This window comes from Escherichia sp. WS338, from assembly GCF_046486405.1.
Taxonomy (GTDB): Bacteria; Pseudomonadota; Gammaproteobacteria; order Enterobacterales; family Enterobacteriaceae; genus Escherichia; species Escherichia coli.
Genome location: NZ_JBJQLL010000007.1, coordinates 90,451 through 103,066, shown reverse-complemented (window position 1 = coordinate 103,066; position 12,616 = coordinate 90,451). Strand labels below are relative to the sequence as shown.

Genomic DNA, 12,616 nt, shown 5'->3' with positions numbered 1-12,616 from the left:
GTGCCTGTCAAATGGACGAAGCAGGGATTCTGCAAACCCTATGCTACTCCGTCAAGCCGTCAATTGTCTGATTCGTTACCAATTATGACAACTTGACGGCTACATCATTCACTTTTTCTTCACAACCGGCACGGAATTCACTCGGGCTGGCCCCGGTGCATTTTTTAAATACTCGCGAGAAATAGAGTTGATCGTCAAAACCAACATTGCGACCGACGGTGGCGATAGGCATCCGGGTGGTGCTCAAAAGCAGCTTCGCCTGACTAATGCGTTGGTCCTCGCGCCAGCTTAAGACGCTAATTCCTAACTGCTGGCGGAACAGATGCGACAGACGCGACGGCGACAGGCAAACATGCTGTGCGACGCTGGCGATATCAAAATTGCTGTCTGCCAGGTGATCGCTGATGTACTGACAAGCCTCGCGTACCCGATTATCCATCGGCGGATGAAGCGACTCGTTAATCGCTTCCATGCGCCGCAGTAACAATTGCTCAAGCAGATTTATCGCCAGCAATTCCGAATAGCGCCCTTCCCCTTGCCCGGCGTTAATGATTTGCCCAAACAGGTCGCTGAAATGCGGCTGGTGCGCTTCATCCGGGCGAAAGAAACCCGTATTGGCAAATATTGACGGCCAGTTAAGCCATTCATGCCAGTAGGCGCGCGGACGAAAGTAAACCCACTGGTGATACCATTCGCGAGCCTCCGGATGGCGACCGTAGTGATGAATCTCTCCTGGCGGGAACAGCAAAATATCACCCGGTCGGCAGACAAATTCTCGTCCCTGATTTTTCACCACCCCCTGGCCGCGTATGGTGAGATTGAGAATATAACCCTTCATTCCCAGTGGTCGGTCGATAAAAAAATCGAGATAACCGTTGGCCTCAATCGGCGTTAAACCCGCCACCAGATGGGCGTTAAACGAGTATCCCGGCAGCAGGGGATCATTTTGCGCTTCAGCCATACTTTTCATACTCCCGCCATTCAGAGAAGAAACCAATTGTCCATATTGCATCAGACATTGCCGTCACTGCGTCTTTTACTGGCTCTTCTCGCTAATCCAACCGGTAACCCCGCTTATTAAAAGCATTCTGTAACAAAGCGGGACCAAAGCCATGACAAAAACGCGTAACAAAAGTGTCTATAATCACGGCAGAAAAGTCCACATTGATTATTTGCACGGCGTCACACTTTGCTATGCCATAGCATTTTTATCCATAAGATTAGCGGATCCTACCTGACGCTTTTTTTCGCAACTCTCTACTGTTTCTCCATACCCGTTTTTTTGGATGGAGTGAAACGATGGCGATTGCAATTGGCCTCGATTTTGGCAGTGATTCTGTGCGAGCTTTGGCGGTGGACTGCGCCACCGGTGAAGAGATCGCCACCAGCGTAGAGTGGTATCCCCGTTGGCAGAAAGGGCAATTTTGTGATGCCCCAAATAACCAGTTCCGTCATCATCCGCGTGACTACATTGAGTCAATGGAAGCGGCGCTGAAAACCGTGCTTGCAGAGCTTAGCGCCGAGCAGCGCGCAGCTGTGGTCGGGATTGGCGTTGACACAACCGGCTCGACGCCCGCACCGATTGACGCGGACGGTAACGTCCTGGCGCTGCGCCCGGAGTTTGCCGAAAACCCGAACGCGATGTTCGTATTGTGGAAAGACCACACCGCGGTTGAAGAAGCGGAAGAGATAACCCGCTTATGTCACACGCCGGGCAACGTTGACTACTCCCGCTATATTGGCGGTATTTATTCCAGCGAATGGTTCTGGGCAAAAATCCTGCATGTGACTCGCCAGGACAGCGCCGTGGCGCAATCTGCCGCATCGTGGATTGAGCTGTGCGACTGGGTGCCAGCTCTGCTTTCCGGTACCACGCGCCCGCAGGAAATTCGTCGCGGACGTTGCAGCGCCGGGCATAAATCTCTTTGGCACGAAAGCTGGGGCGGCCTGCCGCCAGCCAGTTTCTTTGACGAACTGGACCCGATCCTCAATCGCCATTTGCCTTCCCCGCTATTCACTGACACCTGGACTGCCGATATTCCGGTGGGCACCTTATGCCCGGAATGGGCGCAGCGTCTCGGCCTACCTGAAAGCGTGGTGATTTCCGGCGGCGCGTTTGACTGCCATATGGGCGCAGTTGGCGCAGGCGCACAGCCTAACGCTCTGGTAAAAGTTATCGGTACTTCCACCTGCGACATTCTGATTGCCAACAAACAGAGCGTTGGCGAGCGGGCAGTGAAAGGTATTTGCGGTCAGGTTGATGGCAGCGTGGTGCCTGGATTTATCGGTCTGGAAGCAGGCCAATCGGCGTTTGGTGATATCTACGCCTGGTTCGGTCGCGTACTCGGCTGGCCGCTGGAACAGCTTGCTGCCCAGCATCCGGAACTGAAAGAGCAAATCAACGCCAGCCAGAAACAACTGCTTCCGGCGCTGACCGAAGCATGGGCCAAAAATCCGTCTCTGGATCACCTGCCGGTGGTGCTCGACTGGTTTAACGGCCGCCGCACGCCAAACGCTAACCAACGCCTGAAAGGGGTGATTACCGATCTGAACCTCGCTACCGACGCTCCGCTGCTGTTCGGCGGATTGATTGCTGCCACCGCCTTTGGCGCACGCGCAATCATGGAGTGCTTTACCGATCAGGGGATCGCCGTCAATAACGTGATGGCGCTGGGCGGCATCGCGCGGAAAAACCAGGTCATTATGCAGGCCTGCTGCGACGTGCTGAATCGCCCGCTGCAAATTGTTGCCTCTGACCAGTGCTGTGCGCTCGGTGCGGCGATTTTCGCTGCCGTCGCCGCGAAAGTGCACGCAGACATCCCCTCAGCCCAGCAAAAAATGGCCAGTGCGGTAGAGAAAACCCTGCAACCGCGCAGCGAACAGGCACAACGCTTTGAACAGCTTTATCGCCGCTATCAGCAATGGGCGATGAGCGCCGAACAACACTATCTTCCAACTTCCGCCCCGGCACAGGCTGCCCAGGCCGTTCCGACTCTATAAGGACACGACAATGACGATTTTTGATAATTATGAAGTGTGGTTTGTAATTGGCAGCCAGCATCTGTATGGCCCGGAAACCCTGCGTCAGGTCACCCAACATGCCGAGCACGTCGTTAATGCGCTGAATACGGAAGCGAAACTGCCCTGCAAACTGGTGCTGAAACCGCTGGGCACCACGCCGGATGAAATCACCGCTATTTGCCGTGACGCGAATTACGACGATCGTTGCGCTGGCCTGGTAGTGTGGCTGCACACTTTCTCCCCGGCCAAAATGTGGATCAACGGCCTGACTATGCTCAACAAACCGTTGCTGCAATTCCACACCCAGTTTAACGCGGCGCTGCCGTGGGATAGCATCGATATGGACTTTATGAACCTGAACCAGACTGCACATGGCGGTCGCGAGTTCGGCTTCATTGGCGCGCGTATGCGTCAGCAACATGCCGTCGTTACCGGTCACTGGCAGGATAAACAAGCCCATGAGCGTATCGGCTCCTGGATGCGTCAGGCGGTCTCTAAACAGGATACCCGTCATCTGAAAGTCTGCCGTTTTGGCGATAACATGCGTGAAGTGGCGGTCACCGATGGTGATAAAGTTGCCGCACAGATCAAGTTCGGTTTCTCCGTCAATACCTGGGCGGTTGGCGATCTGGTGCAGGTAGTGAACTCCATCAGCGATGGCGATGTTAACGCGCTGGTCGATGAGTACGAAAGCTGCTACACCATGACGCCTGCCACACAAATCCACGGCGAAAAACGCCAGAACGTGCTGGAAGCGGCGCGTATTGAGCTGGGGATGAAGCGTTTCCTGGAACAAGGTGGCTTCCACGCGTTCACCACCACCTTTGAAGATTTGCACGGTCTGAAACAGCTTCCTGGTCTGGCCGTACAGCGTCTGATGCAGCAGGGTTACGGCTTTGCGGGCGAAGGCGACTGGAAAACTGCCGCCCTGCTTCGCATCATGAAGGTGATGTCAACCGGTCTGCAGGGCGGCACCTCCTTTATGGAGGACTACACCTATCACTTCGAGAAAGGCAATGACCTGGTGCTCGGCTCCCACATGCTGGAAGTCTGTCCGTCGATCGCTGTGGAAGAGAAACCGATCCTCGACGTTCAGCACCTCGGTATTGGCGGTAAAGACGATCCTGCCCGCCTGATCTTCAATACCCAAACCGGTCCAGCGATTGTCGCCAGCCTGATTGATCTCGGCGATCGTTACCGTCTGCTGGTTAACTGCATCGACACGGTGAAAACACCGCACTCCCTGCCGAAACTGCCGGTGGCGAATGCGCTGTGGAAAGCGCAACCGGATCTGCCAACTGCTTCCGAAGCGTGGATCCTTGCTGGTGGCGCGCACCATACCGTTTTCAGCCATGCGCTGAACCTCAACGATATGCGCCAGTTCGCCGAGATGCACGACATTGAAATCACGGTGATTGATAACGACACCCGCCTGCCAGCGTTTAAAGACGCGCTGCGCTGGAACGAAGTGTATTACGGGTTTCGTCGCTAAGTAGCCGCATCAGGTGTGTAACGCCTGATGCGACGCTGACGCGTCTTATCAGGCCTACACGCTGTGATTTTGTAGGCCGGATAAGCAAAGCGCATCCGGCATTCACCGCCTGATGCGGCGCTGGCGCGTCTTATCAGGCCTACGCGTTCCGGATTTGTAGGCCGGATAAGCAAAGCGCATCCGGCATTCACCGCCTGATGCGACGCCGACGCGTCTTATCAGGCCTACACGCTGCGATTTTGTAGGCCGGATAAGCAAAGCGCATCCGGCACGAAGGAGTCAACATGTTAGAAGATCTCAAACGCCAGGTATTAGAAGCCAACCTGGCGCTGCCAAAACACAACCTGGTCACGCTCACCTGGGGCAATGTCAGCGCCGTTGATCGCGGGCGCGGCGTCCTGGTGATCAAACCTTCCGGCGTCGACTACAGCATCATGACCGCTGACGATATGGTCGTGGTCAGCATCGAAACCGGTGAAGTGGTTGAAGGAACGAAAAAGCCCTCCTCCGACACGCCAACTCACCGGCTGCTCTATCAGGCATTCCCGTCCATTGGCGGCATTGTGCACACACACTCGCGCCACGCCACCATCTGGGCGCAGGCGGGCCAGTCAATTCCGGCAACCGGTACCACCCACGCCGACTATTTCTACGGCACCATTCCCTGCACCCGCAAAATGACCGACGCAGAAATCAACGGTGAATATGAGTGGGAAACCGGTAACGTCATCGTAGAAACCTTCGAAAAACAGGGAATCGACGCAGCACAAATGCCCGGCGTCCTGGTCCATTCTCACGGCCCATTTGCATGGGGCAAAAATGCCGAAGATGCGGTGCATAACGCCATCGTGCTGGAAGAGGTCGCTTATATGGGGATATTCTGCCGTCAGTTAGCGCCGCAGTTACCGGATATGCAGCAAACGCTGCTGGATAAACACTATCTGCGTAAGCATGGTGCGAAGGCATACTACGGGCAGTAATGACTGTATAAAACCACAGCCAATCAAACGAAACCAGGCTATAATCAAGCCTGGTTTTTTATTGGATTTTCAGCGTGGCGCAGGCAGGTTTTATCTTAACCCGACACTGGCGGGACACCCCGCAAGGGACAGAAGTCTCCTTCTGGATGGCAACGGATAACGGGCCGTTGCAGGTCACGCTTGCACCGCAAGAGTCCGTGGCGTTTATTCCTGCCGATCAGGTTCCCCGCGCTCAGCATATTTTGCAGGGTGAACAAGGCTTTCGCCTGACGCCGCTGGCGTTAAAGGATTTTCACCGCCAGCCGGTGTATGGCCTTTACTGTCGCGCCCATCGCCAGCTAATGAATTACGAAAAGCGCCTGCGTGAAGGTGGCGTTACCGTCTACGAGGCCGATGTCCGCCCGCCGGAACGCTATCTGATGGAGCGGTTTATCACCTCGCCAGTGTGGGTCGAGGGTGATATGCACAATGGCGCTATCGTTAATGCCCGTCTGAAACCGCATCCCGACTATCGTCCGCCGCTCAAGTGGGTTTCTATTGATATTGAAACCACCCGCCACGGTGAGCTGTACTGCATCGGCCTGGAAGGCTGCGGTCAACGCATCGTTTATATGCTGGGGCCGGAGAATGGCGACGCCTCCGCGCTCGATTTCGAACTGGAATACGTCGCCAGCCGCCCGCAGCTACTGGAAAAACTTAACGCCTGGTTTGCCAACTACGATCCTGATGTGATCATCGGTTGGAACGTGGTGCAGTTCGATCTGCGAATGCTGCAAAAACATGCCGAGCGTTACCGTATTCCGCTGCGTCTGGGGCGTGATAACAGCGAGCTGGAGTGGCGCGAGCACGGCTTTAAAAACGGCGTCTTTTTTGCTCAGGCCAAAGGGCGACTGATTATCGACGGTATCGAGGCGCTGAAATCCGCGTTCTGGAATTTCTCTTCATTCTCGCTGGAAACCGTCGCTCAGGAGTTATTAGGCGAAGGAAAATCTATCGATAACCCGTGGGATCGAATGGACGAAATTGACCGCCGTTTCGCCGAAGATAAGCCTGCGCTGGCAACTTATAACCTGAAAGATTGCGAGCTGGTGACGCAGATCTTCCACAAAACTGAAATCATGCCGTTTTTGCTCGAACGGGCGACGGTGAACGGCCTGCCGGTAGATCGACACGGCGGTTCGGTGGCAGCGTTTGGTCATCTCTATTTTCCCCGTATGCATCGCGCTGGTTATGTCGCGCCTAATCTCGGCGAAGTGCCGCCGCACGCCAGCCCTGGCGGCTACGTGATGGATTCGCGACCTGGGCTTTATGATTCGGTGCTGGTGCTGGACTACAAAAGCCTGTACCCGTCGATCATCCGCACCTTTCTGATTGATCCCGTCGGGCTGGTGGAAGGCATGGCGCAGCCTGATCCAGAGCACAGCACCGAAGGCTTTCTCGATGCCTGGTTCTCGCGAGAAAAACATTGCCTGCCGGCGATTGTGACTAACATCTGGCACGGGCGCGATGAAGCCAAACGTCAGGGTAATAAGCCGCTTTCGCAGGCGCTGAAGATCATTATGAATGCCTTTTATGGCGTGCTTGGCACCACCGCCTGCCGCTTCTTCGATCCGCGCCTGGCGTCGTCGATCACTATGCGTGGTCATCAGATCATGCGGCAAACCAAAGCGTTGATTGAAGCGCAGGGCTACGACGTGATCTACGGCGATACCGACTCAACGTTTGTCTGGTTGAAAGGCGCACATTCGGAAGAAGAAGCGGCGAAAATTGGTCGTGCACTGGTGCAGCACGTTAACGCCTGGTGGGCAGAAACGCTGCAAAAACAACGGCTAACCAGCGCACTGGAACTGGAGTATGAAACCCATTTCTGCCGTTTTCTGATGCCAACCATTCGCGGAGCCGATACCGGCAGTAAAAAACGTTATGCCGGGCTGATTCAGGAGGGCGACAAGCAGCGGATGGTGTTTAAAGGGCTGGAAACCGTGCGCACCGACTGGACGCCGCTGGCCCAGCAGTTTCAGCAGGAGCTGTACCTGCGTATCTTCCGCAACGAGCCATATCAGGAGTACGTCCGCGAAACCATCGACAAACTGATGGCGGGTGAACTGGATGCGCGGCTGGTTTACCGTAAACGCCTTCGCCGTCCGCTGAGCGAATATCAGCGTAATGTTCCGCCTCATGTACGCGCCGCTCGCCTTGCCGATGAAGAAAACCAAAAGCGCGGTCGCCCCTTGCAATATCAGAACCGCGGCTCCATTAAGTACGTATGGACCACCAACGGCCCGGAGCCGCTGGACTACCAACGTTCACCGCTGGATTACGAACACTATCTGACCCGCCAGCTACAACCCGTGGCGGAGGGAATACTCCCTTTTATTGAGGATAATTTTGCTACACTTATGACCGGGCAACTTGGGCTATTTTGAGCAAAAAAAGAGTTCGCCAGATACCATTTTGATGCGTGACGAATGCTTTGCCATCCAGTACCATAGCGCCCTTTCCATTCCTGGACCTGAATAACACCACTACCTCATAAGCACGGTAGCGGGTGGTTATTGCCTGCAATTAAAGATATAGAGCCGAACACATATGCCTTTTACACTTGGTCAACGCTGGATCAGCGATACAGAAAGCGAATTGGGACTTGGAACCGTTGTCGCGGTGGATGCGCGAACTGTCACTTTACTTTTCCCATCTACTGGTGAAAACCGTCTGTACGCACGCAGTGATTCCCCCGTGACCCGCGTGATGTTCAACCCTGGTGATACCATTACCAGCCATGACGGCTGGCAGATGCAAGTCGAAGAAGTAAAAGAAGAAAATGGCTTGCTGACCTATATCGGTACTCGCCTTGATACTGAAGAGTCCGGCGTGGCCCTGCGTGAAGTTTTCCTTGATAGCAAACTGGTGTTCAGCAAACCGCAGGACCGTCTGTTTGCCGGGCAGATTGACCGTATGGACCGCTTTGCGCTGCGTTATCGCGCGCGTAAGTATTCCAGCGAACAGTTCCGTATGCCGTACAGCGGCCTGCGCGGTCAGCGTACCAGCCTGATCCCGCACCAGCTCAACATCGCTCATGATGTTGGTCGCCGCCACGCGCCGCGCGTCCTGTTGGCTGACGAAGTGGGTTTAGGGAAAACCATTGAAGCCGGGATGATCCTGCATCAGCAACTGCTCTCTGGCGCTGCTGAACGTGTGCTGATTATCGTCCCGGAAACCTTACAGCATCAGTGGCTGGTAGAAATGCTGCGCCGTTTCAACCTGCGCTTTGCTCTGTTTGATGATGAGCGTTATGCCGAAGCTCAGCACGATGCTTACAACCCGTTCGATACCGAGCAGCTGGTGATTTGCTCGCTGGATTTTGCCCGTCGTAGCAAACAGCGTCTGGAACATCTCTGTGAAGCCGAGTGGGATCTACTGGTGGTCGATGAAGCGCATCACCTGGTGTGGAGCGAAGATGCGCCGAGCCGTGAATATCAGGCCATTGAACAACTGGCAGAGCACGTGCCGGGCGTTCTGCTGCTGACCGCAACCCCGGAACAGCTGGGGATGGAAAGCCACTTCGCCCGTCTGCGTCTGCTGGACCCGAACCGTTTCCACGACTTTGCGCAATTCGTTGAAGAGCAGAAAAATTATCGTCCGGTTGCGGACGCCGTTGCCATGCTGCTGGCAGGTAACAAACTCAGCAATGACGAACTGAACATGCTCGGTGAGATGATCGGCGAGCAGGATATCGAGCCGCTGTTGCAAGCAGCAAACAGCGACAGCGAAGATGCCCAGAGCGCCCGTCAGGAACTGGTTTCGATGCTGATGGATCGCCACGGCACCAGCCGCGTGCTGTTCCGTAACACCCGTAACGGTGTGAAAGGCTTCCCGAAACGCGAGCTGCATACTATTAAGCTGCCACTGCCGACGCAGTATCAGACCGCTATTAAAGTCTCCGGCATTATGGGCGCACGTAAAAGTGCGGAAGATCGCGCTCGCGATATGCTCTACCCGGAGCGTATTTATCAGGAATTTGAAGGCGATAACGCCACCTGGTGGAACTTCGATCCGCGCGTTGAATGGCTGATGGGCTACCTGACCAGCCATCGCTCTCAGAAAGTGCTGGTGATCTGCGCCAAAGCGGCCACTGCGCTGCAACTGGAGCAGGTACTGCGCGAACGTGAAGGTATTCGCGCCGCAGTGTTCCACGAAGGCATGTCGATTATCGAACGTGACCGCGCTGCCGCCTGGTTTGCCGAAGAAGACACCGGCGCACAGGTACTGCTGTGCTCGGAAATCGGTTCTGAAGGACGTAACTTCCAGTTCGCCAGCCACATGGTGATGTTTGACCTGCCATTCAACCCGGATCTGCTGGAGCAGCGTATTGGTCGTCTGGATCGTATCGGTCAGGCGCACGATATTCAGATCCATGTGCCTTATCTGGAAAAAACGGCTCAGTCGGTGCTGGTGCGCTGGTATCACGAAGGTCTGGATGCATTCGAGCACACCTGCCCGACCGGACGCACTATCTACGATAGCGTGTACAACGATTTGATTAACTATCTGGCCTCGCCGGATGAGACCGAAGGCTTTGACGATCTGATCAAAAACTGCCGCGAGCAACATGAAGCGCTGAAAGCACAGCTGGAACAAGGTCGTGACCGCCTGCTGGAAATCCATTCCAACGGTGGCGAAAAAGCCCAGGCACTGGCAGAAAGCATTGAAGAGCAGGATGACGATACCAACCTGATCGCCTTCGCCATGAACCTGTTCGATATTATCGGTATCAATCAGGACGATCGCGGCGACAACATGATCGTGCTGACGCCGTCCGATCATATGCTGGTGCCGGACTTCCCTGGCCTGTCGGAAGATGGCATCACCATCACCTTCGACCGTGAAGTGGCGCTGACGCGTGAAGATGCACAGTTTATTACCTGGGAGCATCCGCTGATCCGCAACGGTCTGGATCTGATCCTTTCTGGCGATACCGGTAGCAGCACGATTTCACTGTTGAAAAACAAAGCGTTGCCGGTAGGTACGCTGTTGGTGGAACTGATTTATGTGGTTGAAGCCCAGGCTCCGAAGCAGTTGCAGCTCAACCGCTTCCTGCCACCGACGCCGGTACGTATGCTGCTGGATAAAAACGGCAACAACCTGGCGGCGCAGGTAGAGTTTGAAACCTTTAACCGCCAGCTTAACGCGGTTAACCGTCACACCGGCAGCAAGCTGGTTAACGCGGTGCAGCAGGATGTTCACGCTATCCTTCAGCTGGGGGAAGCGCAGATCGAGAAATCTGCCCGTGCATTGATTGATGCCGCACGTAACGAAGCCGACGAAAAACTGTCTGCCGAGCTGTCTCGTCTGGAAGCGCTGCGTGCAGTTAACCCGAACATTCGTGACGACGAACTGACCGCCATTGAGAGCAACCGTCAGCAGGTAATGGAAAGCCTGGATCAGGCAGGCTGGCGTCTGGATGCCCTGCGTTTGATCGTTGTGACGCATCAGTAACGGAGCCGAAGATGGGGATGGAAAACTACAATCCGCCGCAGGAACCCTGGCTGGTTGTCCTGTATCAGGATGACCATATTATGGTGGTCAACAAGCCGAGCGGTTTGTTGTCTGTGCCGGGTCGTCTGGAAGAGCACAAAGACAGCGTGATGACGCGCATTCAGCGTGATTATCCGCAGGCAGAATCGGTGCATCGTCTGGATATGGCTACCAGCGGCGTGATTGTAGTGGCGCTGACCAAAGCCGCGGAGCGGGAGTTAAAACGCCAGTTCCGCGAGCGCGAGCCTAAAAAACAGTATGTGGCCCGCGTCTGGGGGCATCCATCCCCTGCGGAAGGTCTGGTGGATCTGCCGCTGATTTGCGACTGGCCAAACCGCCCGAAACAGAAAGTCTGTTACGAAACAGGTAAACCTGCGCAGACGGAGTATGAAGTGGTGGAATATGCGGCGGATAACACGGCAAGAGTGGTGTTAAAACCGATTACCGGGCGTTCGCATCAGCTGCGTGTGCATATGCTGGCGCTGGGTCATCCGATTCTCGGCGATCGTTTTTATGCATCACCAGAAGCGAGAGCAATGGCACCACGTTTGTTGCTACATGCAGAGATGCTGACGATTACCCATCCGGCGTATGGCAATAGTATGACGTTTAAAGCACCAGCGGATTTTTAATAGTCACGCTGGCGAAGTTCGGTAGGCCGGAGAAGGCGTTCACGCCGCATCCGGCAATTTTGCGCCGATTGCCTGATGCGACGCGGGCCGCGTCTTATCAGGCCTACACGTTGAAACTTATTTAAACCCTTTCTGCTGCTTTATCAGCTCATAGGCCTGCTGAATTTCCTGCGCTTTCTGCTTCGCCATCTCCATCATCTCTGGCGGCAAACCTTTCGCCACCAACTTATCGGGATGGTGTTCACTCATCAGCTTACGGTAGGCACGTTTGATGGTGGTCGCATCATCCGTCGGCTTCACGCCCAGCACATTACAGGCATCTTCCAGCGTCGGGCCACGCTGCGCTTGCTGCCAGTTACCACCGCCAGATTGCTGCTGATAACCGCCACCAAACTGTGCACCGCCCTGCATCATGCGCAAAAACTGGTCAAACTGAGCGCGGGAGATCCCTAATTCTTCAGCAATGACATACAGCACCGCCCGTTCATTCGGGTGCAGTGAACCATCAGCAAACGCCGCCTGAATCTGGATCTCCAGAAACATACGAATTAAGTCAAAACGACCAAAGCAGACACTGCGAAACTGGCGCATCTTTTCGCGCAGCGGGTAATTGTCTGATTTTCCCACCCGGAACGCATTTTGCGCCGCAGTACGGGAAGCGCCATGAAGGTTCATTCGGTCCATCAACTGGCTGGCGATATGAATATCAGCTTCCGTGACGCGACCTTTGGATTTGGTTAAATGCCCCATCACTTCAAAAGTGGTGGCAAAAAACAGCGCCTGACGCTCACGCTGGTTGGCGAACCACGCCATTTTACGGCTACGGGCTTTATCAAACATATGGCCAATTAACAGGCCCAATACTACGCCCCAAAAGCCGACGCCCATTATTAAGGCCACGGCCACGCCAATGATTTTTCCCCAATACTGCATATATTCCCCAAATCGACACACGG

At 54.9% G+C, this 12,616-nt stretch carries 8 protein-coding genes; 6 read left to right on the top strand and 2 right to left on the bottom strand.

The window, feature by feature from the left end; all coding sequences use genetic code 11:
- Positions 1-82 precede the first annotated feature (82 nt).
- Positions 83-961 (bottom strand): arabinose operon transcriptional regulator AraC, encoded by an 879-nt coding sequence (gene araC / locus ACJHWT_RS08560; protein ID WP_001300811.1) that lies wholly within the window; start codon positions 959-961, stop codon positions 83-85.
- 338 nt (positions 962-1,299) lie between these two features.
- Here araC and araB point away from each other — a divergent pair, with 338 nt between their 5' ends.
- From araB to rluA, 6 genes are all read left to right on the top strand, one after another.
- A complete protein-coding gene (gene araB / locus ACJHWT_RS08555) occupies positions 1,300-3,000 on the top strand; it encodes a ribulokinase (protein WP_000951848.1) in 1,701 nt (566 codons plus the stop codon).
- A gap of 10 nt (positions 3,001-3,010) precedes the next feature.
- Positions 3,011-4,513: an L-arabinose isomerase gene (araA, locus tag ACJHWT_RS08550; protein WP_000151734.1), complete on the top strand. Its 1,503-nt coding sequence runs from the start codon at positions 3,011-3,013 to the stop codon at positions 4,511-4,513.
- Positions 4,514-4,797: 284 nt separating this feature from the next.
- Entirely contained in the window at positions 4,798-5,493 is a 696-nt protein-coding gene (araD, locus tag ACJHWT_RS08545) for an L-ribulose-5-phosphate 4-epimerase (RefSeq protein ID WP_000888698.1), read from the top strand.
- Positions 5,494-5,567: 74 nt separating this feature from the next.
- Entirely contained in the window at positions 5,568-7,919 is a 2,352-nt protein-coding gene (gene polB / locus ACJHWT_RS08540; protein WP_410232324.1) for a DNA polymerase II, read from the top strand.
- A gap of 163 nt (positions 7,920-8,082) precedes the next feature.
- A complete protein-coding gene (rapA, locus tag ACJHWT_RS08535) occupies positions 8,083-10,989 on the top strand; it encodes an RNA polymerase-associated protein RapA (protein ID WP_410232323.1) in 2,907 nt (968 codons plus the stop codon).
- A gap of 11 nt (positions 10,990-11,000) precedes the next feature.
- Positions 11,001-11,660 (top strand): bifunctional tRNA pseudouridine(32) synthase/23S rRNA pseudouridine(746) synthase RluA, encoded by a 660-nt coding sequence (gene rluA, locus ACJHWT_RS08530; protein WP_000525208.1) that lies wholly within the window; start codon positions 11,001-11,003, stop codon positions 11,658-11,660.
- A 117-nt stretch (positions 11,661-11,777) separates the two neighbouring features.
- On the opposite strand, the gene djlA is transcribed toward rluA, so the two are convergent.
- Entirely contained in the window at positions 11,778-12,593 is an 816-nt protein-coding gene (gene djlA, locus ACJHWT_RS08525) for a co-chaperone DjlA (protein WP_001200562.1), read from the bottom strand.
- Positions 12,594-12,616: the final 23 nt, after the last annotated feature.

Coding starts and splice junctions, on each gene's coding strand:
- djlA (WP_001200562.1), bottom strand. CDS start 12,593: ATGCAGTATTGGGGAAAAATCATTGGCGTGGCCGTGGCCTTAATAATG.
- araD (WP_000888698.1), top strand. CDS start 4,798: ATGTTAGAAGATCTCAAACGCCAGGTATTAGAAGCCAACCTGGCGCTG.
- araC (WP_001300811.1), bottom strand. CDS start 961: ATGGCTGAAGCGCAAAATGATCCCCTGCTGCCGGGATACTCGTTTAAC.
- araA (WP_000151734.1), top strand. CDS start 3,011: ATGACGATTTTTGATAATTATGAAGTGTGGTTTGTAATTGGCAGCCAG.
- araB (WP_000951848.1), top strand. CDS start 1,300: ATGGCGATTGCAATTGGCCTCGATTTTGGCAGTGATTCTGTGCGAGCT.
- rluA (WP_000525208.1), top strand. CDS start 11,001: ATGGGGATGGAAAACTACAATCCGCCGCAGGAACCCTGGCTGGTTGTC.
- rapA (WP_410232323.1), top strand. CDS start 8,083: ATGCCTTTTACACTTGGTCAACGCTGGATCAGCGATACAGAAAGCGAA.